The sequence below is a fragment of the Mesorhizobium sp. LNHC209A00 genome (assembly GCF_000502915.1).
Classification (GTDB): Bacteria; Pseudomonadota; Alphaproteobacteria; order Rhizobiales; family Rhizobiaceae; genus Mesorhizobium.
Window position 1 is genome coordinate 1 of record NZ_AYWT01000007.1, and the last position, 21610, is coordinate 21610.

Below are 21610 nucleotides of genomic sequence, written 5' to 3' on the forward strand. Positions count from 1 at the left end.
GTGGGCGGCGGCCGCCGAAAGCGCCACCCCCGCCGCGCCGACGAGGCCGCCGGCAAGCACGAGAAGGCGACTGCCATTTGGATCGCGGTTCATGGCCGGCGTGCTCCTTCTATCTTAAGCAAGCGTCAGGGCTTGCGCGCTTCCAGTGCCATATGCCGCGTCCGCCGCGACTGGACGATCCAGTTGTAGGCGGCCCCGAGCGCCATCAGCACCGACGTGCCGAGAAACACCGCCGGCATGGCGAAATGGCCGCCCACAAAACCGCCGGCCAACGGCCCCGCGACCTGTCCGACATACTGCGCCGAGATCGCCAGGCCAAGCACGTTGCCGCCAACGCCGTCGGGGATGTTGTGCCTGATGACACTGGTGATGCAGGGCAGGAGCCCGCCCAGCGCCAGGCCCATCAGGAAACGCAGGCCGATGAGCTGCAAGCTGTTGGTGACAAAAGCCTGCGGGATAAGCAGCAGCGCCGAAACCGCCAGCGCTCCCACGACAACGTTCCAGTGCCCGATCCGGTCCGCGAGCTTGCCGAGCCAGGACGCCGAGAGGATCGTGCCCAGCGCGGCGGCCGACATCACAACGCCGGCGACGAGCGTCACCCTGCTCTGGTCCTCGACGAGCTGTTGCACATAGACGGTGATGATCGGCTCGATCGACATTGTGGCGAAGGCGAGCAGCATACCGGTGGTCAGCATGGCCACGACCGGGCGCTTGTCCGGGATCTGCGACCAGCCGCTTTTCGGCTTTGCCGCCGACGCGGGTTTGGCTGGCTTCGGGCGCGGACTCTCCTTGATGAGGAAGGTCGTTGCCAGGAAGGCGAGGAAGATCACGCCGCCTGACAAGAGGAAGGTGGCGCGAATGCCGATCACCGGCGGCAGCACGCCGCCCAACAGGGGACCGACCAGCGAGCCCGCTGTAATGCCCGCCGACAGCACACCAAGCGCCCAGCCGGAACGCTCCTTCGGCGTCTGCATGGCCACCAGTATGGTTGAACCGGAGGAATAGCCGCCCGCGAAGCCGATCAGCAGGCGCAACAGAACCAGTTGCCAGACCGTCTCGACCATGCCCGTCAGCGACATGCAGATCGCCATGCCGAAGGAGGCGCGCACCAGCATCACCTTGCGCCCGTAGCGGTCGCCCAGGCGCCCCCATAGCGGCGCGACTGTGGCCGCGGCGAAGAAGGTGGCGCCATAGGCGATGCCGGACCACTGCACGATTGCCGCGTGGCCCTGTGCGCCGAGTTGTTCGACATAAAGCGGCAGGAATGGCAGCAGCAGGGTCATGGCGATGAGCGTGCTGAACGAGCCCGCGAAACAGACGGCGAGATTGCGCCGCCAGTGGAAGTTGTAGCCGCTTTGCTGCGTGTCTTCCTGCGTCATGCCCTGCCTGCCCGGTATCAGCGCTTGTTGCGGATACCATTTTGGGATACCAAACTGGTCTCCGTCATGAACTTCACGCCGGCCGCTGTCAATGCGGCTTCGGAAAGGACGCGCGATGTCGCAGATGCAGAATGTCGAACGGCAGCTTCGCGAGATGATCCTGGCGCTCGAGATCGGGCCGGGAGAGCGACTGACCGAGCGCTGGATCGAAAGCCAATTCGGCGCCTCGCGCACACCTGTCAGGGCGGCGCTGCTGCGGCTGGAAACCGAGGGGCTGGTCGGCAGGGACGGGCGCGGCTGGACCGTTTCGCCCATCAACCTGGCCGAACTCGAGCAGGTCGCGGTCTATCGCGAGGCGGTCGAGATCGCGGCATTGCGGCTGACGTGCGGGCAAGCCGACAAGAGCGCCATCGATGTCATAGAGGCGATGCTCGATTCCTGCGACGAAGATACGCCGCGCGAGGAGTGGCACCGTGTCGGCATGGATTTTCACATCGAGCTGGCGCGGCTCTCCGGCAACGAATTCCTGTTCCGGGCGGTTCGTGACGCGATGACGCGCCTGTCACGCGCCCGCTGGCTGGAAGTGCGTGACGAAACGGCCCTTGGCCGTGCCTGGGTCGAACATCGCGCCATCCTTGCCGCGACACGCCTCGGTCAGGCCGATGAAGCCGCGCGGCTGCTGTCGGCCCACATCGTCGGCAGCCGTGACCGGCTGGTGAGGTCGCTTGCGAACGACCGACGTGGCCTTCGCGCCAGGGGATTTGCCGTTGTCGCCGCTTAGTGCGGTCCATGCGCTGCGGCACACTGGCCGGAAAAACAGACGGGTCTGACGTGAAGCGCACTTTCGGCCTCGCTTCAAGGAAGCCGATGGCGTAAGAGCGGCGATGGAAAACAACCGGTTTGAAACACCCGTGACCGTCAAATCCGTCACGGCGGGAAGCACTCAACTCTTGCGTTCGGCAAGGGAGGCTTCCGATTACCTCCTCAACAACTGGCCCGGCAAGCGCAGCCCCAAGCATCGTGCGGCGCTGCAGGCCTGTCACGACGCGCTCGCCGGCGACAAGCCGGCGATGAATGCCAGGCGCGCTTTCATCGCCGCGGCGCGGGAAGTGGATGTCTTCATCAGCGACAAGGCGCCAGCCTGATATTAGCTCGCGGTTTGGGCTGACAATTTGGATTGAGGCTCGGCCCGCATTAGCGGGCCGGATGCCGTTAATCCTTCGTTTCGGTCTCAGTCTCGGTTTCCGGCTTCGTACGTTCGCGCGCGGCAACCTTGGCCGCCAGCTTTTCAGCCTTCTTGGCCGCTTTCTGGCGGTCGCGCTCCTTGCGTTCCTGATCGTAGTTTGGTGCTCGCGCCATGTCGGCTCCTTTTGTGACTGCCTTGCGGCCCTGAGCCTGCCTAGGAGCATTAGCCGTCAAACACAACAGCCGAAGCGACAATGCGTGGCTGCTGGCATCCAAGAGATGCGGGCACTTGCCAGATCGGCGCCACAATGATGTAGGACATGCGGGCGCCAATGAATTGAGAAGCCCGTTTGTTTTGATCAAGTGACCGATGGCCACAATTTCACGGACCGCAGCAAGAGTTTTCTATTATTCGAGAAACGTCGCGCGCGATATCGCTCCGCAAGCGCTGTTTCGTGCCAGGCTGGCTGGCCGTCTCGAAAGGGCCAGGCTTTCCGGTGAGGCGGCACGCCGCAGGCTGAATTACTACAACAAGTTGCAGGATGGTTTCGCGCCAAGCGCCCATGCCGTGCGCATCGGCAAACTGCCCTTCACGCCAACCATGTACTATTACGACCTGAAGGAATTCGCCCGCTACTTCGATCCCGGCCTGCTCATCGACCTGGAATTCGGCGACGTCAGGAATGTCCCTAAGGTGCCTTCGATCGTTAAGGACCGGCCAATCTGTGCTGACGACGAGAACGCGATCATCATGAAACTCGACAAGTTTCGTCATTTCCAGATGCCGGCTGACGCCATCTCGTTCGCCAACAAGCTGCCGTCCGTTGTCTGGCGTGGTGATCTCAACAATCCGATCAGGACAAGATTTCTGAACGCCGTGCACGACTTGCCGTTCTGCGATGCCGGTTCGCACAAGCCGAACGCACCGCCCGAATACGCCAGGCCTTTTCTCAGCATCAGCCAGCACCAGCGCTATCGCTACATCGTCTCGCTCGAGGGCAACGACGTGGCGACCAATCTCAAATGGATCATGAATTCGAAGTCGCTCTGCATGATGCCGCCGCCGACCTATGAGACATGGTTTGCGGAGCGGCAGCTCGAAGCCAACGTCCACTATGTGCCGCTCGCGGCGGATTTCTCGAACCTTGAGGACCACGTCGCCTATTTCGAGCGGAAACCGGCGGAGGCGGAGCGCATCATCGCGGCCGCGAACGCCTATTGCCGGACATTCGACGACGAACAGACCGAGCAGGCGATCTCCCTGCTGGTGCTCTACAAATACTTCGTTCTGTCGGGCCAGATCAAACCGGATGCCGAGGTGTGGCGCTACATAACGGGCTAGTTGCGGCGACGGTCGAGGCAGCTAGCCATGCATTGGGGTGCTATCGGAATGCGTGGCTGGATGATACGGCAATCATGCTGCGGGAACCATCCCGACCGTCATTTGTTTGAACGCGTTTATCTTTGATCAAAAGAACCCATGGCCACCCTCCAACGAACGACGGCAAAGGTCTTCTACTATGCGCGGAACGTCATGCGCGATATCGCGCCGCAGGCGATCTTCCGGCGGCGATTGGCCAGCCGCCTGCAGCAGGCCAGACTCTCGGACGAGGCCGTGCGCCGGCGTCTGAATCACTACAACAAGCTGCAGGACGCTTTTACGCCGGGCCCGGATGCGGTGCGCATCGACAAGATACCGTTTGAACCGAGCATGTACTATTACGACCTGAAGGAATTTGCCCGCTATTTCGATCCATCATTGCTCATCGACCTGAAGTTCGGCGATGTCATCGGCGTGCCCAAGCTGCCGACCCTCGTCAAGGACCGGCCGATCCGCGCCGACAACAGCAATGCCGTCGTCATGAAGTTCAACAAATTCCGCCACTTCCACATGCCCGTCGATACCGTCGCCTTCGCCGACAAGCGCCCTGCCGTGGTCTGGCGCGGCGACCTCAACAATCCGATCAGAACACGGTTCCTGGATGTCGCGCGCGACCTGCCGTTCTGCGATGCCGGTTCGCACAAGCGCAGCGCACCGGCTAAGTACAGCAAGCCCTTCCTCAGCATCAGCCAGCACCTGCGCTATCGCTACATCGTCTCGCTGGAGGGCAATGACGTGGCGACCAACCTCAAATGGATCATGAATTCCAACTCGCTCTGTCTGATGCCGCCGCCGACCTACGAAACATGGTTCGGCGAGAGCCAGCTCGAGTCCGGTGTCCACTATGCGCCGCTCGACCCCGATTTTGCCGATCTCGGCGCAAAAGTGCGCTATTTCGAAGCGCACCCGGCCGCGGCGGAGCGCATCATAGCCGCAGCCAATGCCTATTGCCGCAAATTCTCCAATGAACGGGACGAGCATTCGATCTCCTTGCTCGTCCTCTACAAATATTTCGTGCTCGGCGGCCAGATCGAACCCGATCCCGAACTCTGGCGGTTTATCGGCGGCTAGCTCTTGCTCTCGGCCTGATGCCGATCAGATATCGCTGCGGTCGAGAACCAGATCGGCGGGGCCGAAGCGATCCTTCGCTGTTAGTTGCTGGTGCCAGTAGGGGTAGAGCAGGGGCGGCCGGCTGACCGCGTCGAGGCGCTGGCGTTCTTCGGTGCCGAGCTTCAGGGCCGCCGCCGCAAGGTTGTCCTTGAGCTGAACGTCATTGCGGGCGCCGATCACCAGCGAGGAGACGGCAGGGCGGCCGAGCAGCCAGGCGAGCGCCACCTGCGCCGCCGAGACACCACGATCCTTGCCGATGTCGACCAGCACATCGACAATCCGCCACAGCCGGTCCTCGTCGCGGATCGGCGGCTCGGACCAGCCGGCAAGCTGGCGAGCGGTCGGGCTGTCACGGCGGTATTTGCCCGACAGCAGGCCGCCGGCGAGCGGGCTCCAGACCAGAACGCCCAGCCCCTGATCGACCGAGATCGGCAAGAGCTCGTACTCGGCCTCGCGTGCTTCCAGCGTATAGTGGATCTGCTGGGTGACGAAGCGTTGCTGGTGACGGCCGTCGCTGATGGAAAGCGCCTTCATCACCTGCCAGCCGGAATAGTTGGAGCAGCCGATGTAGCGCACCTTGCCCTGGCTGACCAAACTGTCGAGCGCGGCAACGGTCTCCTCGAGCGGGGTGAGGCCGTCCCATTGGTGGACGAAATAGATGTCGATGACATCGGTCTTCAAGCGCTTCAGACTGCTCTCGCATTCACGGATCAGATGGTGGCGCGACAGGCCCTCGTCGTTCGGGCCCTTGCCGATCCGCATCCGCGCCTTTGACGCGATCAGCACATCGTTCTTGCGCTTGCCGCCGAGCGCTTCGCCAATGATCTCTTCGGAGAGGCCGTTGGAATAGACGTTGGCGGTGTCGATGAGGTTGATGCCGGCATCGATGCACATGTCGATCATCCGCTTGGCTTCGGCGAGATCGCTGTTGCCGACCGCCGCGAAGGGCCCGGCGCCGCCGAATGTCATGGTGCCAAGCGTCAGTGTCGAAACCTTCAGGCCGGAACGGCCAAGGGTGCGGTATTCCATGTCAGATCCTCACGATTTTATTGAAGAGGCGTGCCGCCAAGGCAGGCCTGGAATGCGACCGCATTTGTAGGACAATTCGGCCGGCTTGTCGCCATGCGACTACGGTCGATCGATCGTACATTGCGGAATTTGCAACGTCGGAAATTGCGCTCGGGCTGCAATAAAACCGTCACCGCCGGCCTATATTGAAGTCGGCTCAGGTGTTTCCATTCAGGCCGCTGGCCAGCAATTGGGGCGCCAGTGGTAACCGAGAGGGCTTGCAAGCGGAGCAGTTGATATGACCGAGCTGAAACAGAATTCCCCTGCCAAGGACTGGCTTGAGGCCGAGCTCGCCGACACGCTCGACGAGGACTATGAGCTCGAAATGTCGGAGCCGGCCCTCTCTATGGAGATCGCCAAGATCTACAAGAACTCGCATCCGCCTTCGATCGATCGCATGCGGTATTTTCGCGACCTGATCAGCCTCCAGTCCGAATTGATCAAGCTGCAATCCTGGGTCGCCTACCACAAGAAGAAACTGGTGGTGATATTCGAGGGCCGCGACTCCGCCGGCAAGGGCGGCGTCATCAAGCGCATCACACAGCGGCTCAATCCGCGTATCTGCCGCGTCGTGGCGCTTCCGGCTCCGACCGAACGCGAGAAGTCGCAATGGTATTTCCAGCGCTATGTCCCGCATTTGCCCGCAGGCGGCGAGATCGTTTTGCTCGACCGCTCCTGGTACAACCGCTCCGGCGTCGAACGGGTAATGGGTTTTGCCAACCCCGAGCAGGTCGAGGAGTTCTTCCATGACGTGCCGGAGTTCGAGCGCATGCTGGTGCGCTCGGGCATCACCGTGGTCAAATACTGGTTCTCGATCACCGACGAGGAACAACAAATGCGCTTCCTGATGCGTATCCACGACCCGATGAAACAGTGGAAGCTGTCGCCGATGGACCTGCAGTCGCGGGTGCGCTGGGAACAGTACACCAAGGCCAAGGAGGAGACCTTCGCCCGCACCAACATTCCCGAGGCGCCCTGGTTCATCGTCGAGGGTAACGACAAGAAGCGCGCGCGGCTGAACTGCATCGACCATTTGCTCAAGCAGCTGCCGTATGAAGAGGTGCCACACGAGGAGATCACGCTGCCGGAGCGCGTCTTCAACCCGGAATACGAGCGCCAGGTGCTGCCGCGCGAACTTTACGTGCCGGAGAAGTATTGAGCGAGAGTTTTGTCCTTCTCCCCGTCACTACGGGGAGAAGGTGCCGGCAGGCGGATGAGGGGCGGCGCTGGCTTTGATAATTGAGCCCGGATCAACCCCGCGCGCGCTATGTTCTTCTGCTGACACATTGCCATCTGACATGCTCGACAGCGCAATCTTCTAGCGCTAGCGCCGCCCCTCATTGTCCTGCCGGACATTTCTCCCCGTATAGTGACAGGGAGAAACGGGCGTTCGTCGAGGGTTTCGCCACCTTACGCCCGCTTGATCACCACATGCGTGGCAAGCGCCGTCGCCACTTGCTCGGTGCATTGATAGCCAAGCTTCACCATATCCAGCCCCGCAAAAAGGTTCTCGCCTCTGCCAAGCAGCACCGGCGAGATCGCCAGGTGCATCTCGTCGATCAGCTTTTCCTGCAGATACTGCCGGACGGTGGAGACGCCGCCGCCGACTCGCACGTCCTTGCCTGACGCGGCCGCTTTGGCCTGTTCGAGAGCCGAATGAATGCCGTCGGTTGCGAAATAAAAGGTCGTGCCGCCTTCCATCACGATGGGATCGCGCTTGTAATGCGTCAGCACGAAGGTCGGGACGTGATAGGGCGGGTTGTCGCCCCACCAGCCCTTCCAGCTGTCGTCAGGCCATTCGCCGCGGATCGGCCCGAACATGTTGCGGCCGAGGATCCAGGCGCCGACATTCTCGAAGCTGCGCGCCGCAAAGTCTTCGTCGACGCCTGTCTCGCCGCCTTCCTCGCCAAACATCTTGCGGAAGGTGCGGGTGCTGAAAGCCCATTTGTGCAGGGCCGGTCCGCCGACTCCGAGCGGATTTTCAAGGCTCTGATCGGGACCGGCGCCATAGCCGTCAAGCGACAGGCTGAAAGCGTTGACGCGAAGTTTGGACATGAGGACCTCCTTCTTGAGAGCCAGTTGTATTTTGCAAGCGGTTTTCTAGCAAACTGATTTTGAATTGCAAGCGGTTTTTCGAGGCGGGAAAGGTGTTTCCGAATCTTGCCGCCAAGCTACGGCCACCGCCTCATTGCCCGGTCAGTTGGCGCGCGACGATTCCAAGGTCCTCGCTGTGGCTGATCGTCAGGTCGCGGGCGGCCAGCGCCTGCCGCATGGCTTTCGCCATCGTCTTGGCATGGCAATAGGCAAGCATGACCGTTTCCTCGGGTTGCGGCGAAGCCTTCGTCAGTGCCCGCCTTGCCGACACCGTCGCCCGACGGTGAAACGGGTCAAGAAGCATCCTCAGGAGGCGTTCGCCATACCGCTTGGCCGAGGTGCGGGCCGCCTCCGGCCGTGCTTCGATCATAGCTGCAGCTGCCAGTTTTTGTCAGCGGGTTTTCGATGGAACAGCCGACCAATCGAAGGAAGTGGTGACATCTACTGAAGTGCCTTGCCCGGGAAGTCGGGCTACCCCTTCAGCATCACAGCCACTTCGGGTGCGAAATAGGTCAGGATGCCGTCACAGCCGGCGCGCTTGAAGGCGAGCAACGATTCCAGCATCGCCTTCTCGCCATCGATCCAGCCATTGGAATCAGCCGCCTTGATCATCGAATATTCGCCCGAGACCTGGTAGGCGAAGGTCGGCATCTGGAATTCGTCCTTCAGCCGGCGAATGATATCGAGATAGGGCAGGCCGGGCTTGACCATCAGCATGTCGGCGCCCTCGGCGATGTCCTGCTCGGCCTCGCGCACCGCCTCGTCCGAATTGGCGTGGTCGATATAATAGGTCTTCTTGTCGCCCTTGAGCAGGCCGGCGGTGCCGACCGCCTCGCGATAGGGGCCGTAGAAGGCCGAGGCGAATTTGGTGGCGTAGGACATGATCGCCACGTCCTGGAAACCGTTGGCGTCGAGCGCGTCGCGGATGCCGCCGATACGGCCGTCCATCATGTCGGACGGCGCGATGATGTCGGCGCCGGCCGCCGCCTGGATGACGGCCGCCGCCGCGACCTGTTCGACGGTCTCGTCATTGACGATGATGCCATCGCGCAGGATGCCGTCATGGCCATGGCTGGTGAACGGGTCGAGTGCGGCGTCGGTGATGATGCCGATCTCGGGTACCGCGTCCTTGATGGCACGCGTGGCGCGGTTGATGATGTTTTCCGGGTCGAGGATGTGGGACCCCGTCTGGTCTCGCAGGCCGAGATCGACGTTGGGAAAGGTGGCAAGAGCCGGGATGCCGAGCTTGGCCGCCCGTTCGGCCTCCTTGACGGCAAGGTCGACCGAAAGCCGGAAGACGCCGGGCATGGCGGCAATCGGCTCTCGGACATTCCTGCCCTCGACAACGAATATCGGCCAGATCAGGTCGTCCACCGAAAGCCTGTTCTCCTGCACGAGCCGGCGCGACCAGTCGGCCTTGCGCATGCGGCGCAGGCGGCGGCTACCGGTGACGTCATCGACGCTGCGCGCGCCGGCAGCTTTTGCTGGGGTGAATTTGTTCATGGCCAAAACTCCGGATCCGCTGCTTTTACCACGAGCCCTTGGTGCTGACCAATGCGACACGTTTGTGCCAGTGCCGAAAGCTGCCACAACGCTGTCCCACCACGCCTATTGGGTCAGGGCTGCCCATTGCCCGAAAGGACCTGTGCCGCGCCTCCTATTGCCACACGGAACGCCTCGTCGAAGCTGACACCGCGCACCTGCCAGCGATAGGTCTTGCCGTGATCGGCCAGTCGCCAATCGGCGATCCAGCCCAGTTCCTCGTCGCTCCATACGATGCTGCCGGCGAGCGCTCGGTCGCCGCCGGTTTGCTTGGCCATCCGATCCAGCCTTGCCATGTCCGTCGCGCGTAGCGCTCCTTCACCCAAGCCGGCAAGTTGCGCGGCTTTCGGAAACGCGACATGCATCAGCATCGGCCCGGTGGCATTGACGAAGGATTCGCGCATCGTCTCGCCGCGCCCTTCCTCGGCGCTCAGAACGAAATGCCGCGCGCCTTGTTCGGTCGTGAGGAAGACGGTGAGTGTCGGCCGCTCGCCCAGCCAGGGCCTGCTGCCGAGCGACGCCAGCAGCCTGTCGATCACATCAGGTTTGTAGAAGCAGGTGAGATCATGCGGCCGGTCATGCGTGCCTTGCTCGTCATGGATCGGAATGCCCTCCATCCGGTCATGGTAGCGGAACGAGTCGACAAAGCTGCCGGCCTTGTCGCGCAGCGCGTCCATTTCGCGTCTGGCAAGCAGCCGCTGATCGCCCGAAACACGGACGAGCACCTTGTCGAGGCAAGTCCTAAAGCCGAGTTGACGGTTTTCTTCACCCTGGCCGGTGACAATGGTCTGCGAGTGGTAAAGGTCGCCGAGGTCGGTTGCCCCCGCGGCGACATTGGTTGCCATCAACACCGATAGGCAACTCAGAACAAAGGCAAGGCGCAAAAACGGCGGCATGGCTAACTATCCTGCTCTCGGCCTCTCGTAACGTCCACCAATAGCATCGGCCACCGCTAGCCGCCAAGATCGAGGCGGCCAGGCTGCAGCCATTGACGCACCCATGTGCCGCCTTTAGCACTTCAGTCCCGCAGGCGTGGGAACAAGGATTCTCTGGCGATGGATTTTGGTGGAGGCGACGAAATTCGCTTCGAAAGGTTGGGCAGGGCGGGGGTCGTCACGCTGACGCGGCCGCAGGCGCTCAACGCCGTCACCCATCGCATGATCAAGGCGCTAGGCAAGGCCCTGCGGTCTTGGGAGCGCGACGAGGGTGTGGATGTCGTCGTGGTCAAGGCCGAGGGCAGGGCGTTTTCGGCCGGGGGCGATATCCTGCACATCTACGAAGCCGGTCGGGCTGGAAACCCACCGGTAGAGTTTTTCGCAGACGAGTATCGCCTCAACGCCTACATCGCGCGTTTCAAGAAGCCCTATGTGGCGCTCATCGACGGTATGGTCATGGGCGGCGGGGTCGGCATTTCCTTCCACGGTTCGCACCGGGTGATGACCGAGAATGCCCAGTTCGCCATGCCGGAGGTCGGCATCGGCTTTTTCCCGGATGTCGGCGCCAGTCATCTGCTGCCCGACCTTGGCGGTTCCTTCGGCATGTACCTGGCGCTGACCGGGAACCGCATTCGTTATGGCGATGCGCTGTGGTCGGGGCTGGCCACCCACACCATCAAGGCCGAAGACCAGCTAAGCTTCCTCGATCGGCTGGCGCTGACGGGCGATCCGGAATCGGTGCTGCGCGGTTTCTTTGTTCCGGCCAAGCGGGAGACCGACAGGCCGATCCTGGAGGCGATCTCCCGCCATTTTGCCCAACCGTCGCTGCCGGATCTCATCGACACCCTGGACCGCGCGGGCATGGACGAATTCGCCGCCGGGACGCTGGCAACGATCCGCACGCGCTCGCCGACCAGTCTTCGCGTCGCCTGGCGACAGATCAGCGCCGGGCAGACCTTGTCGATGGACGACTGCATGAGGATGGAGTTCCGCATCCTGAACCGGATGCTGGCCGGCCACGACTTCTACGAAGGCATCCGCGCCGCCATCATCGACAAGGGCTCGAAGCCGCAATGGCGGCCGGCAGCGATCGATGCGGTCGGCGAGGCGGATGTCGAGGCCTATTTTGCCTCGCTCGGCGATCGGGAACTCGAGTTGTGAGCGAGGTGACATCGAGACGCGTCGTCCTGCAGCCCTCGACCGTCGAGGTGATCTTCGCCTGGTTCCAGCGTGTTATCGCGGGCTACTGCCTGCTGTTCGGCATCCTCTACTGGATCAAGCTGATCGGCTTCTATCCGGGCTCGCTGTGGCGGTTCGACCTTATGCCGGTGCATTGGCAGGTCGCGGCGGTGATGCTCGCGGTGTTCTTTCCCTTCGCCGCGGCAGGGTTGTGGATGCTGGCGTCCTGGGGCCCGGTGATCTGGTTCATCTGCGCGGTCACGGAGACGGTCATGTATGCCGGCTTTCCCGAGCTTTTCGGCCATCGTCCCCTGATCATCGTCTCGCATGCCTGCGTGGCGCTGCTCTATATCGTCTTTCGCGTCGTCATCTACCTGCAGAAACGGCCGGCACGGCACTAATGCATGTCGCCCGGAAGTGTCCTCGGTTCCGGGATAACGACATGCATAAAATCAGAGGCGACGTGCTGTAAGCCTTTATACCCATTGACGACCTGTCGACTGCCTCAATCCGGCGCGGCGATCATTGCCTAAATCTTTAGGTTAATCATCCTTGCCCGGGTGACCGTTCGTTAAGCGTCTTGCGAAACCTCTTACCGGTAAGCTCTTGTTAGCCCTAGCGTTTAAGTCGAATTTTATGAGTATTCGATAGTGTCGCGATCAAGGTGAAAAACAAAAAATCACCAAGGCGACAAACGAGAGGCAAAGACAATGATCAATTCGCGTCCGGCGGCGAAGACCGCCAACGTTTCCGACGATCGCCGCGAGGCTATCCGTTCCCTGTACATGGAATCGCTGCAGCTGGTCGAGCGTTTGCACCGCCGTCTGCTTGATGTCATCAAGGACGAATTTGACCGCAACGGCCGCTCCGACATCAACGCCATCCAGGCGCTGCTGCTCTTCAACATCGGCAATTCCGAGCTGACCGCCGGCGAACTGCGCTCGCGTGGCTATTATCTCGGCTCGAACGTCTCCTACAATCTGAAGAAGCTGGTCGATCTCGGCTTCATCAACCACCAGCGCTCGCGCATCGACCGCCGTTCGGTCCGTGTCTCGCTGACGCCGAAAGGCAATGAAGTGGCGGACGTGGTTGCCGGTCTCTATGAGCGCCATGTCGGCTCGATCGAACAGGTCGGCGGCATCAACACCGACGAGTTCAAGCAGATGAACCGCGCTCTGCAGCGGCTCGACCGCTTCTGGAACGACACGATTGCCTACCGGATGTAAGACCATCCAGGAAACGGAGCCGCGCCGCAGAAGCGTGGCCGAAACAGCGACCTCCAGTCAGGGCCGGTGCCGAAAAGCACCGGTCTTTTCTTTCTTGCGTCCGGCCGAAGCAAATTACCGGCCAAGGCCACGTTGCCGCCATATTCCAGTGGAACCGAGAGCGGAAGTGATGCTGTGGTGAAGACCATGCGTCCACCCGCAACCGTGTCGCGCCCCTTGCCTTGGTCGCCAATGTGATACGGACCATGGTTGGCTAATTGTTAAGATTGCCGATTTTAGAGTGCGGGCGAGATCGCGCGATGGTCGATGCAGCAAGTGATCGAACCGCTACAAGAATGTCTGGAACGTCCATGAGAACCAGCCGCCGCTTTTTCCTTTCCGGAGCCTCCGCGCTCGCTGCCGCCGTGGTGGCTGGGCGTGCGAATGCGCAGGACGTGATCGGAGATATCCTGAAATCCTCGGCCCGCGGCAACTGGGACGATCAGTTCGATGCACGCGCCAGCGAAGGCGGCAAGGTGGCCTCGACGCTGCCCATCTTCAGTCCCCAGACTGTCGCCTTCACCGAGCAGGCGGTCGCGCAGTATCAGAACATTGTCGGGCAGGGCGGTTGGACAGACGTTCCCGCGACGAAGAGGCTGCAACTCGGCGTCGACGATCCGGACGTGGTGCCGCTGCGCAAGCGCCTGATGGTTGCGGGCGACCTGTCGCAGAGCGCCGGCATTTCGACGGCTTTCGATTCCTATGTCGACTCGGCGGTCAAGCGCTTCCAGTTGCGCCACGGCCTGCCGGCTGACGGCTCGATGGGCAAATACACCTATGCCGCGATGAACGTTTCGGCACAGATCCGGCTCGGCCAGTTGCAGACCAATCTGCAGCGGCTGAAGGAAAAGGCCGGTACGTTGGGCAGCCGTTATGTTCTGGTCGACATTCCGGCGGCGCAGGTCGAAGCGGTCGAGAACGACCGCGTAGTGCTTCGCCATACCGCGATCGTCGGCAAGATCGATCGCCAGACGCCGATCGTCAATTCCAAGATCAACGAGATCATCGTCAATCCGTACTGGAACGCACCGGTCTCGATCGTGCGCAAGGACATCATTCCGTTGATGCGGAAGAATCCCGACTATCTCAAGAACAGCCATATCCGCCTGTTCGCGCCTGATGGCAGCGAAGTCGATCCGATGAATGTGGACTGGTCGACCGACGATGCCGCCAAGTACCGTTTTCGTCAGGATCCCGGTTCGGAAAACGCCATGGCGTCGGTCAAAATCAATTTCCCGAGCCCGGACGGCGTCTACATGCACGACACGCCGCAGCAGAGCCTGTTCGGCAAGATGATGCGCTTCGATTCCTCGGGCTGCGTGCGTGTCCAGAACGTGCGCGATCTCGTCACCTGGATCCTGCGCGACACGCCCGGCTGGGATCGCCAGCATTTCGAGGCGGCCATCAAGACCGGCCAGAACACGCCGATCCAGGTCACCAACCCGGTGCCGGTGCATTTCCTCTATCTCTCTGCCTGGTCGACAGGACCCGGCGTCGTCCAGTTCCGCGACGACGTCTATGCGCTCGACGGCAACAGCGAGCTGCAGATCACGTCTTCACTGTAACGACCTGATATTTTTTTTAAAAAGCCGCTCTCAGGGCGGCTTTTTGTTGCGGATGTCGTCAGATCCACTCATTCGACCGGTTGGACGAAGCTCAGGCGATTGGCGATGGTCGGCAAACAGCCGGGATCGTGCCATGGACGTCGCCATCTTCATTCTCGTCGTGCTGGTCTTCGTGGCGCTGTCGGGCGCGCTCGTCCGCCTGGTTCGAGTGCCGCTGCCGGTGCTGCAGATCGCCATCGGCGCGGCCCTTGCTTGGCCCGCCAAGGGCCTCCATGTCGAGATAGATCCGGAACTTTTCCTGCTGGTGTTCATCCCGCCGCTTCTGTTCGAGATCGGAAGAGCACACGTCTNATTCCGCTCGTCGTCGCATTCGCGCTGGCCGCCGTTCTGTCGCCGACCGACGCCGTGGCTGTATCCGCCATCGTCGACAGGAATGTGGTTCCGTCCCGGTTGATGCACATATTGGAGGGCGAGTCGCTGCTCAACGACGCGTCGGGCCTGGTCATGTTCCGCTTTGCGGTGGCGGCGGCATTGACCGGCAGCTTCTCCTTCGCGGGAGCCTCGCTCAGCTTCCTCTACGCCGTCGCCGCTGGCATCCTGGCCGGTATCGCGGCGCTGTTCATCGCCGCCAAGGCGCTGCAACTGCTCAACCGCATCGGCGGCGTGCCCGCCGAAGCGCAGGTTCTCGTCATGATCCTGCTGCCTTTCGTCGCCTATCTCGGCGCCGAGCATGTCGGTGCCTCGGGTATCCTGGCGGCCGTCACCGCCGGCCTGCTGACCGGGGCTTCCGGCATGTACCGCTTCCTTGGCGTGTCGGCGCGCATGCAGACCCTGTCGCTTTGGGCGACGCTCACCTTCGTCTTCAATGGCGCTCTGTTCATTCTGCTCGGCCTGCAGCTTCCCGACATCATCCGCAAGGTCCCACCGGAACTGTCCAGCCGTCATTGGCTGATCGAGCCGGTGGCGACGGTGCTGATCCTGACGCTCTGCCTGATCGGGCTGCGCTTCCTGTGGACCTGGGTCGGGGACATCGCCCAGGCGATCGCGGCGCGCATCGGCAAACGCGAGGCCGAGCCGTTCGGATTTCGCGTCCGGCTTGCCGGCTCCGTGGCCGGCGTGCGCGGCGCAATCACATTGGCGGGCATCCTGTCATTGCCGCTCGCTTTGCAGGACGGCTCTCCCTTTCCGGAACGTGATGTGGTGATCTTCCTTGCCGCTGGCGTCATCATCTGCTCGCTTCTGATCGCCAGCCTTGCCTTGCCCAGGATAGCGCGGGGGCTGGTCGAGCCGGGCAAGGATCCGGCAGCGGCGGAAGAGCGCCGGGCGCGCGTCGGCGCCGCCAATGCGGCGATCGCTAGGATCGAGAGCATCGCCAACGAGGCGGGCGAGGGCGAGGCGGTCCAGGCCCGCCTGGCCGTCGCCGACAGCATCGTGGCAGGTTACCGTAGACGCATCGCGGCTTCGGACGAAGCCGACGAGGCCCGCGCCGAAGCCCGCGAAGCCGGCAGGTTGGAACTGGAACTCAGGGCGGCCGGCATCGAGGCGGAGCGTGCAGCGCTGCGCGCCATGTTCCGCAGCCAGGAGATCAACGATCACACGATGCGCGCGCTGTTTTCTGAAATCACCTTGACCGAGGCCTTATTGAAGCAGCGGCGGGACAGGAAATAGCGAACCGCCGCGATCCGTTGGCGCAAACCGGCCAGCAAATTTCGCGCTGCAAACGTGGCGAGCCCAAAACAACTGTGTTAATGGCCCGGCGAACGCAATGCATGTCGTCCAAGGCCGTTGAGTGGTTCGGGACGACGGCGTGCACGAATTTGCCCTTCCAACCCTAGGGGAACTCAGGCCATGGCAACAGCAGCGGCGGCGTCCAACAAATTCGAATCTTTCTTCGAAACCACTTTGGAAGATGCCGATCCGGAGATCTTCGGCTCCATCCGCAACGAGCTCGGTCGCCAGCGCCACGAGATCGAACTGATCGCCTCCGAAAACATCGTCTCGCGCGCCGTGCTCGAGGCCCAGGGGTCGATCATGACGAACAAATATGCCGAGGGCTATCCGGGCAAGCGCTACTATGGCGGCTGCCAGTTCGTCGACGTGGCCGAGGAACTGGCCATCGAGCGGGCCAAAAAACTGTTCGGCTGCAACTTCGCCAATGTCCAGCCGAATTCCGGCAGCCAGATGAACCAGGCGGTGTTCCTGGCGCTGCTGCAGCCCGGCGACACTTTCATGGGGCTCGACCTCAATTCCGGCGGCCATCTCACCCATGGCTCGCCGGTCAACATGAGCGGCAAGTGGTTCAAGGTTGTCTCCTACGGCGTGCGCAAGGACGACCACCTGCTCGACATGGACGCCATCGAGAAGACCGCGCACGAGACCAAGCCGAAGCTGATCCTGGCCGGCGGCACAGCCTATTCGCGGATCTGGGACTGGAAGCGTTTTCGCGAGATCGCCGACGCCGTCGGCGCCTATCTGATGGTCGACATGGCCCACATCGCGGGCCTCGTTGCCGGCGGTGTGCATCCCTCGCCCTTGCCGCACGCCCATGTGGTGACGACCACCACGCACAAATCGCTGCGCGGCCCGCGCGGCGGCATGATCCTGTGCAATGACGAGGATATTGCCAAGAAGATGAACTCGGCGGTGTTCCCTGGCCTGCAGGGCGGACCGCTGATGCATGTCATCGCCGCCAAGGCGGTGGCCTTCGGCGAAGCGTTGAAGCCGAGCTTCAAGGTCTATGCCGAAAGCGTCGCAGCCAACGCCAAGGCGCTTGCCTCCAGCCTCAAGGAAACAGGCCTCGATATCGTCTCCGGCGGCACCGACAACCACCTGATGCTGGTTGACCTCAGGCCCAAGAACGCCACCGGCAAGCGCGCCGAGGCGGCCCTTGGCCGCGCCAACATCACCTGCAACAAGAACGGCATCCCCTTCGACCCGGAAAAGCCCTTCGTTACCTCTGGCGTGCGGCTCGGCACGCCCGCCGGCACCACGCGCGGTTTCGGCCAGGCCGAGTTCCGCGAGATCGGCAAACTGATCGCCGAGGTGCTGGATGGGCTCAAGGTTGCCAATTCCGACGAAGGCAATGCCGCGGTCGAGGCGGCTGTCAAGGCCAAGGTTGTCGCATTGACCGGTCGATTCCCCCTCTATCCCTATCTCGGTTGATCCCTTATCTCGGGCGATCCCTTATCGCGGTTGACCGGGCGCGAAGCGTCATCTTTTATCCACCGGCATCGCGTCACCCTGATTGGGTGACGCATCGACCCGGAGAATTGATGATGCGAAATTTTTGTCTTGCTTCTCTCGGCGCTTTAGGTTGGCTGGCCGCCTGCGGCCCCGTTTTGGCCCAGACGCAGCCCGCTGCGGACATGCCTGCCACCAGCACTTTCGGCCGGTGGACGACCATGGTCGATACGCTCGACACCGGCCAGGACGCACACAAGACCTGCGCGGCCTCGACGGCGTTCTTCGATGCGAGTGGCAATTCGGGCACGCTGACATTGTCGATCTCGACCGGCGACGCGCTGCCGCCTGACGCCTATCCGGCCGTCATGCTCACCATCGACAACCGGACCCTGCCGACCGACAAGAAGATCTCTGCCATTTTCGGCGATCCCGGCATCAAGGTTTCCGCGACGGTTTACTCCAGCGATGCCGTCAATGGCCGTCCGAGCTGGACGATCGACAATCAGGCCAAGACAAGTCTCGCGCTGCTGCGGGCCATGCGAAAAGTCACATCGCTCGACGTCACCTTCGGCAAGCAGGCTGTCGCCAGCATTCCGATGGACGGTTTCACAAAGGCCTATCGCACCCTCGGCACATCTTGTGGCTTCCCAACCAAGGACGTGGCACCTTAACGGCCTGGCCGGAGCAAGCTTGCCGCGCTGGCAATCTTCCTCGCGCCTCGCTATCTCTGAGGTGCGGCAGGCCGTGGAAAAAGCGGAACTGCTTCAATCCGCACCGGAAAGGCTCTAAGCCTTTCACCCCACCAGATTCGCGAACCCAAGGCTCTCCATGCGCTGTCCCTATTGCCAGTCCGAAGATACGCAGGTGAAGGATTCGCGCCCCGCCGAGGATGGCGCGGCGATCCGCCGGCGGCGTGTCTGCCCCGATTGCGGCGGCCGTTTCACGACGTTCGAGCGCGTGCAGTTGCGCGACCTCGTCGTGGTCAAGAAATCGGGACGAAAAGTGCCGTTCGACCGCGACAAGCTGTTGCGCTCGGTCGAGATCGCGGTGCGCAAGCGCAATGTCGATCCCGAGCGCATCGATCGCGCGGTGACCGGGATCGTGCGCCAACTGGAAAGCTCCGGCGAAACGGAAGTGGCCTCGGGCGAGGTCGGCCGGCTGGTCATGGATGCGCTGAAATCGCTCGACGATGTCGCCTATGTGCGCTTCGCCTCGGTCTATCGCAATTTCCGTGAGGCCAAGGATTTCCACGAGTTGCTCGGCGAACTGAAGGGGGACGAGGAAAAGAGCGAAGAGGACGCCGGCTGAGCATGGCAGCACCGCAACTCAGCGAGGCCGAACAAGCGACCTTTGACCGCCGTTTCGTGGCCGCGGCCTTGCGGCTGTCGCGCAAGAATGCCGGACGCACCTCGACCAACCCGTCCGTCGGCACGCTGATCGTGCGCGATGGTGGGACCGGGCCGATGATCGTCGGTACCGGCGTCACCGCCGTCGGCGGCCGGCCGCACGCCGAGACCGAGGCGCTTGCCGAGGCCGGCGAACTCGCGCGTGGAGCCACCGCCTATGTCACTTTGGAGCCTTGCGCCCATCACGGCCGCACGCCGCCTTGCGCCAACGCACTGGTCAGTGCCGGCATTGCGCGTGTCGTGGGTGCGGCCAGCGATCCCGATCCGCGGGTCTCTGGCAAGGGTTACGCCATCCTGCGCGAGGCCGGTGTAGAAGTGGTCGAAAAGGTCCTCGCCACGGAAGCTGCCGAACAGATGGCGGGCTACTTGATTCGCTCTTTGAGAAAGCGCCCGGAAGTAATTCTGAAGCTTGCGCTTTCCAGCGACGGCAAGATTGGCAGGGAAGGCGCCGGCCAGGTCGCGATAACAGGCGACATGGCGCGCCGCGAAGTCTACCTCATGCGCGCCGAGGCGGACGCCATCCTGGTCGGCATCGGCACGGCGCTGGAAGATGATCCGGCGCTTACGGTGCGTTTGCCCGGACTGGAGAACCGCTCGCCGGCACGCATCGTGCTCGACCGCCAGATCAGGCTGCCGGAGGGCTCGAAGCTGGTGTCGGGCGTCGATCGAGTACCTCTTTATCTGGCGGCTTGCCTTGAGGCCGATCCGCGGCGGCGGGCCGCGCTCGAGCGCGCCGGCGTGCGCTTCATCGGTACGGAGACGCACGAGGGCGGCGTCGCCTTGCCGGAGTTGCTTGAGGATTTGGCGGCGCTTGGCATGGCAAGCGTGCTGGTCGAGGGCGGCGCCAAGGTGGCGAGCGCCTTTCTGGCCGACGGGCTGGTCGACCGCATCGTGCTGTTCCAGGGACCGGAAGCGATTGGCCAAGACGGCATTGCATCGCCTGTCGACGCTGACCATATCCCGGTGGGTTTTCGCAAGCTGCGCGAGATGCGGTTCGGCGAAGACGGTTACGCCGAATGGATCAGGGATTTTCAGGGATAGCGATCGATGTTTACCGGGATTGTCACCGATATCGGCACCGTGGCCGCCATCAAGCCGCTGCGGGAAGGGGTGGGACTGCGCATCGACACCGCCTATGATCCCGAGACCATCGCCATCGGCGCCTCGATTTCCTGTGGTGGCGTCTGCCTGACGGTCACGGCTTTGCCCGACAGCGGCTCGAACGCGCGCTGGTTCGAGGTCGAGGCCTGGGAGGAGGCGCTCAGGCTGACCACGGCGGCGGGTTGGAAGGCCGGCACCAGGATCAATCTGGAACGGGCGCTGAAGCTCGGCGACGAGCTTGGCGGCCACATCGTTTCGGGCCATGTCGACGGCACCGCCGAGATCGTTGAACGCAGGGATGAGGGCGATGCGGTGCGCTTCACACTGGAAGCGCCGCGCGATCTGGCGAAATTCATTGCGCCGAAAGGCTCCGTTGCGCTCGATGGCACCTCGCTCACCGTCAACAGCGTTACGGGCACCCGCTTCGACGTGCTGTTGATCCATCATTCGCTGACCGTCACCACCTGGGGCGAGCGCAAGGCAGGCGACCGCGTCAATCTTGAGATCGATACCATGGCCCGCTACGCCGCCCGGCTGGCGGAGGCGGCGAAAGAGGGACAGGCATAGCCTCGGTCTTAATCGGCATTATTAAACTTGATTGCGAGGCCCTGACGGAAACAAAGGTTATCACTGCTCATGTTCCACTGCCGCTTGCGAGGAAAGTGGACCAACTGGCTGCTCGACTGAGCGTCCGCGCGGGTGGATCGTTAAACAGGCACTTTCCGCTTGGGTTGTTTTGGAGGAGGAACGTCCACGGCTCACGCTTGAAGCGCTGGCCGATGTCGACGCTGGTCGGGTTATAGACCACCAGGCCGTTCAGGCCGGGCAGAGAGCCTTGGTAGTGAAAAGCCGCTCCCTGCGCCACGCTGGTGGAGCTAAGTGGACCAGTAGGGCTTTGGCCGACCTGGTCGGGCTTCATGACTTTCTTGCATCAGCAAACAATCAGGCCGCCGCCAGTGTGGTGCGGTCGCTGGTTGCCGCTGCAGCACGGCTAAACGAAGATCCGCGTATCGGGAAGAAGCTGGAAGAGTTCGAGCCGCGTGAAGTCCGCCGCATTTTGGTCGGCAACTGCGAGGTCCGCTACGAGATAGAGAACACTACGATTTCACTGCTCCGTCCGTGGCACACCCGAGAAGACCGATAAGCGGACTTCGCCCCCAGCCAATCTTCCGCTTGCGATCAAACCGGCTTCGGCCTAAGTCACCGGCGACCCCGGA

24 protein-coding genes and 2 pseudogenes are annotated in these 21610 nt (G+C 62.4%); 18 read left to right on the forward strand and 8 right to left on the reverse strand.

The window, feature by feature from the left end:
* Positions 1-93, reverse strand: a pseudogene (locus X739_RS1000000170610) (DUF423 domain-containing protein); the annotation flags it as partial.
* A gap of 32 nt (positions 94-125) precedes the next feature.
* The gene (locus X739_RS147865) at positions 126-1379 is read right to left on the reverse strand and encodes an MFS transporter (RefSeq protein ID WP_023773286.1); all 1254 of its coding nucleotides are present in this window, start codon (positions 1377-1379) and stop codon (positions 126-128) included.
* A 115-nt stretch (positions 1380-1494) separates the two neighbouring features.
* Between X739_RS147865 and X739_RS147860 the strand changes: the two genes are divergently transcribed.
* Together X739_RS147860 and X739_RS147855 are read left to right on the forward strand one after the other, a co-directional pair.
* Positions 1495-2160 carry a GntR family transcriptional regulator gene (locus X739_RS147860; RefSeq protein WP_023773285.1) on the forward strand — a complete coding sequence of 222 codons (666 nt, stop codon included), beginning with the start codon at positions 1495-1497 and terminating at the stop codon, positions 2158-2160.
* 103 nt (positions 2161-2263) lie between these two features.
* The gene (locus X739_RS147855; RefSeq protein ID WP_015318264.1) at positions 2264-2524 is read left to right on the forward strand and encodes a DUF982 domain-containing protein; all 261 of its coding nucleotides are present in this window, start codon (positions 2264-2266) and stop codon (positions 2522-2524) included.
* 67 nt (positions 2525-2591) lie between these two features.
* Here the strand turns inward: X739_RS147855 and X739_RS1000000168165 are convergent, their stop codons facing one another.
* Positions 2592-2738, reverse strand: a complete 147-nt coding sequence (locus X739_RS1000000168165) for a hypothetical protein (protein WP_015318263.1) — start codon at positions 2736-2738, stop codon at positions 2592-2594.
* A 196-nt stretch (positions 2739-2934) separates the two neighbouring features.
* On the opposite strand from X739_RS1000000168165, the gene X739_RS147850 reads away from it, so the two are divergent.
* Both X739_RS147850 and X739_RS147845 read left to right on the forward strand, forming a co-directional pair.
* Positions 2935-3906 (forward strand): glycosyl transferase family 90, encoded by a 972-nt coding sequence (locus tag X739_RS147850; RefSeq protein ID WP_023773284.1) that lies wholly within the window; start codon positions 2935-2937, stop codon positions 3904-3906.
* 138 nt (positions 3907-4044) lie between these two features.
* Entirely contained in the window at positions 4045-5016 is a 972-nt protein-coding gene (locus X739_RS147845; RefSeq protein WP_023773283.1) for a glycosyl transferase family 90, read from the forward strand.
* Between the two features lie 24 nt (positions 5017-5040).
* Here X739_RS147845 and X739_RS147840 read toward each other — a convergent pair whose 3' ends face one another.
* Positions 5041-6084, reverse strand: a complete 1044-nt coding sequence (locus tag X739_RS147840; RefSeq protein ID WP_023773282.1) for an aldo/keto reductase — start codon at positions 6082-6084, stop codon at positions 5041-5043.
* A gap of 277 nt (positions 6085-6361) precedes the next feature.
* Here X739_RS147840 and ppk2 point away from each other — a divergent pair, with 277 nt between their 5' ends.
* Positions 6362-7282 (forward strand): polyphosphate kinase 2, encoded by a 921-nt coding sequence (gene ppk2 / locus X739_RS147835; RefSeq protein WP_023773281.1) that lies wholly within the window; start codon positions 6362-6364, stop codon positions 7280-7282.
* 251 nt (positions 7283-7533) lie between these two features.
* On the opposite strand, the gene X739_RS147830 is transcribed toward ppk2, so the two are convergent.
* From X739_RS147830 to X739_RS147815, 4 genes are all read right to left on the reverse strand, one after another.
* Entirely contained in the window at positions 7534-8178 is a 645-nt protein-coding gene (locus tag X739_RS147830; RefSeq protein ID WP_023773280.1) for a dihydrofolate reductase family protein, read from the reverse strand.
* A 130-nt stretch (positions 8179-8308) separates the two neighbouring features.
* A complete protein-coding gene (locus X739_RS147825; protein WP_023773279.1) occupies positions 8309-8587 on the reverse strand; it encodes a hypothetical protein in 279 nt (92 codons plus the stop codon).
* 101 nt (positions 8588-8688) lie between these two features.
* Positions 8689-9720: a porphobilinogen synthase gene (gene hemB / locus X739_RS147820; protein WP_023773278.1), complete on the reverse strand. Its 1032-nt coding sequence runs from the start codon at positions 9718-9720 to the stop codon at positions 8689-8691.
* A gap of 113 nt (positions 9721-9833) precedes the next feature.
* Positions 9834-10655, reverse strand: a complete 822-nt coding sequence (locus X739_RS147815; RefSeq protein ID WP_023773277.1) for a DUF2066 domain-containing protein — start codon at positions 10653-10655, stop codon at positions 9834-9836.
* Positions 10656-10814: 159 nt separating this feature from the next.
* Here X739_RS147815 and X739_RS147810 point away from each other — a divergent pair, with 159 nt between their 5' ends.
* From X739_RS147810 to X739_RS0134640, 13 genes and pseudogenes are all read left to right on the forward strand, one after another.
* Positions 10815-11855, forward strand: coding sequence for an enoyl-CoA hydratase/isomerase family protein (locus X739_RS147810; protein ID WP_023773276.1), 1041 nt, complete (start codon positions 10815-10817; stop codon positions 11853-11855).
* Entirely contained in the window at positions 11852-12274 is a 423-nt protein-coding gene (locus X739_RS147805) for a DUF6163 family protein (protein ID WP_023773275.1), read from the forward strand. The genes X739_RS147810 and X739_RS147805 overlap by 4 nt, the downstream gene beginning before the upstream one ends.
* 309 nt (positions 12275-12583) lie before the next feature.
* Positions 12584-13099 carry a winged helix DNA-binding protein gene (locus X739_RS147800; RefSeq protein ID WP_013896002.1) on the forward strand — a complete coding sequence of 172 codons (516 nt, stop codon included), beginning with the start codon at positions 12584-12586 and terminating at the stop codon, positions 13097-13099.
* 350 nt (positions 13100-13449) lie between these two features.
* Positions 13450-14703 carry a L,D-transpeptidase family protein gene (locus X739_RS147795; RefSeq protein ID WP_023773274.1) on the forward strand — a complete coding sequence of 418 codons (1254 nt, stop codon included), beginning with the start codon at positions 13450-13452 and terminating at the stop codon, positions 14701-14703.
* 133 nt (positions 14704-14836) lie between these two features.
* The gene (locus tag X739_RS1000000171200) at positions 14837-15157 is read left to right on the forward strand and encodes a cation:proton antiporter (protein WP_280940062.1); all 321 of its coding nucleotides are present in this window, start codon (positions 14837-14839) and stop codon (positions 15155-15157) included.
* Entirely contained in the window at positions 15109-16371 is a 1263-nt protein-coding gene (locus tag X739_RS01000000166270) for a cation:proton antiporter (protein WP_280790477.1), read from the forward strand. Before X739_RS1000000171200 ends, X739_RS01000000166270 begins: the two co-directional genes overlap by 49 nt.
* Before the next feature lie 180 nt (positions 16372-16551).
* Entirely contained in the window at positions 16552-17865 is a 1314-nt protein-coding gene (glyA, locus tag X739_RS147790) for a serine hydroxymethyltransferase (RefSeq protein ID WP_023773272.1), read from the forward strand.
* Positions 17866-17978: 113 nt separating this feature from the next.
* Positions 17979-18557 (forward strand): hypothetical protein, encoded by a 579-nt coding sequence (locus tag X739_RS147785; RefSeq protein WP_023773271.1) that lies wholly within the window; start codon positions 17979-17981, stop codon positions 18555-18557.
* Between the two features lie 157 nt (positions 18558-18714).
* Positions 18715-19194, forward strand: a complete 480-nt coding sequence (gene nrdR, locus X739_RS147780) for a transcriptional regulator NrdR (RefSeq protein ID WP_015318247.1) — start codon at positions 18715-18717, stop codon at positions 19192-19194.
* Positions 19195-19196: 2 nt separating this feature from the next.
* Positions 19197-20333 carry a bifunctional diaminohydroxyphosphoribosylaminopyrimidine deaminase/5-amino-6-(5-phosphoribosylamino)uracil reductase RibD gene (gene ribD / locus X739_RS147775; protein ID WP_023773269.1) on the forward strand — a complete coding sequence of 379 codons (1137 nt, stop codon included), beginning with the start codon at positions 19197-19199 and terminating at the stop codon, positions 20331-20333.
* A gap of 6 nt (positions 20334-20339) precedes the next feature.
* Positions 20340-20960: a riboflavin synthase gene (locus X739_RS147770; RefSeq protein WP_023773268.1), complete on the forward strand. Its 621-nt coding sequence runs from the start codon at positions 20340-20342 to the stop codon at positions 20958-20960.
* Between the two features lie 41 nt (positions 20961-21001).
* A pseudogene (locus X739_RS1000000168170) lies at positions 21002-21272 on the forward strand (ribbon-helix-helix domain-containing protein).
* On the forward strand, positions 21250-21537 hold the full coding sequence (locus tag X739_RS0134640; RefSeq protein ID WP_031252120.1) for a type II toxin-antitoxin system RelE/ParE family toxin: 288 nt from the start codon (positions 21250-21252) through the stop codon (positions 21535-21537). The pseudogene X739_RS1000000168170 and the gene X739_RS0134640 overlap by 23 nt, the downstream one beginning before the upstream one ends.
* Positions 21538-21610: the final 73 nt, after the last annotated feature.

Bases quoted from the DNA above. Each gene is read 5' to 3' on its own strand.
- X739_RS147785 (WP_023773271.1), top strand. From the start codon at position 17,979: ATGCGAAATTTTTGTCTTGCTTCTCTCGGCGCTTTAGGTTGGCTGGCC.
- X739_RS147795 (WP_023773274.1), top strand. From the start codon at position 13,450: ATGAGAACCAGCCGCCGCTTTTTCCTTTCCGGAGCCTCCGCGCTCGCT.
- ppk2 (WP_023773281.1), top strand. From the start codon at position 6,362: ATGACCGAGCTGAAACAGAATTCCCCTGCCAAGGACTGGCTTGAGGCC.
- X739_RS147800 (WP_013896002.1), top strand. From the start codon at position 12,584: ATGATCAATTCGCGTCCGGCGGCGAAGACCGCCAACGTTTCCGACGAT.
- glyA (WP_023773272.1), top strand. From the start codon at position 16,552: ATGGCAACAGCAGCGGCGGCGTCCAACAAATTCGAATCTTTCTTCGAA.
- X739_RS147865 (WP_023773286.1), bottom strand. From the start codon at position 1,379: ATGACGCAGGAAGACACGCAGCAAAGCGGCTACAACTTCCACTGGCGG.
- hemB (WP_023773278.1), bottom strand. From the start codon at position 9,720: ATGAACAAATTCACCCCAGCAAAAGCTGCCGGCGCGCGCAGCGTCGAT.
- X739_RS147810 (WP_023773276.1), top strand. From the start codon at position 10,815: ATGGATTTTGGTGGAGGCGACGAAATTCGCTTCGAAAGGTTGGGCAGG.
- X739_RS147825 (WP_023773279.1), bottom strand. From the start codon at position 8,587: ATGATCGAAGCACGGCCGGAGGCGGCCCGCACCTCGGCCAAGCGGTAT.
- X739_RS1000000168165 (WP_015318263.1), bottom strand. From the start codon at position 2,738: ATGGCGCGAGCACCAAACTACGATCAGGAACGCAAGGAGCGCGACCGC.
- X739_RS147770 (WP_023773268.1), top strand. From the start codon at position 20,340: ATGTTTACCGGGATTGTCACCGATATCGGCACCGTGGCCGCCATCAAG.
- X739_RS147850 (WP_023773284.1), top strand. From the start codon at position 2,935: ATGGCCACAATTTCACGGACCGCAGCAAGAGTTTTCTATTATTCGAGA.
- X739_RS147840 (WP_023773282.1), bottom strand. From the start codon at position 6,084: ATGGAATACCGCACCCTTGGCCGTTCCGGCCTGAAGGTTTCGACACTG.
- X739_RS147855 (WP_015318264.1), top strand. From the start codon at position 2,264: ATGGAAAACAACCGGTTTGAAACACCCGTGACCGTCAAATCCGTCACG.
- X739_RS147860 (WP_023773285.1), top strand. From the start codon at position 1,495: ATGTCGCAGATGCAGAATGTCGAACGGCAGCTTCGCGAGATGATCCTG.
- X739_RS147815 (WP_023773277.1), bottom strand. From the start codon at position 10,655: ATGCCGCCGTTTTTGCGCCTTGCCTTTGTTCTGAGTTGCCTATCGGTG.
- X739_RS147830 (WP_023773280.1), bottom strand. From the start codon at position 8,178: ATGTCCAAACTTCGCGTCAACGCTTTCAGCCTGTCGCTTGACGGCTAT.
- ribD (WP_023773269.1), top strand. From the start codon at position 19,197: ATGGCAGCACCGCAACTCAGCGAGGCCGAACAAGCGACCTTTGACCGC.
- X739_RS147845 (WP_023773283.1), top strand. From the start codon at position 4,045: ATGGCCACCCTCCAACGAACGACGGCAAAGGTCTTCTACTATGCGCGG.
- nrdR (WP_015318247.1), top strand. From the start codon at position 18,715: ATGCGCTGTCCCTATTGCCAGTCCGAAGATACGCAGGTGAAGGATTCG.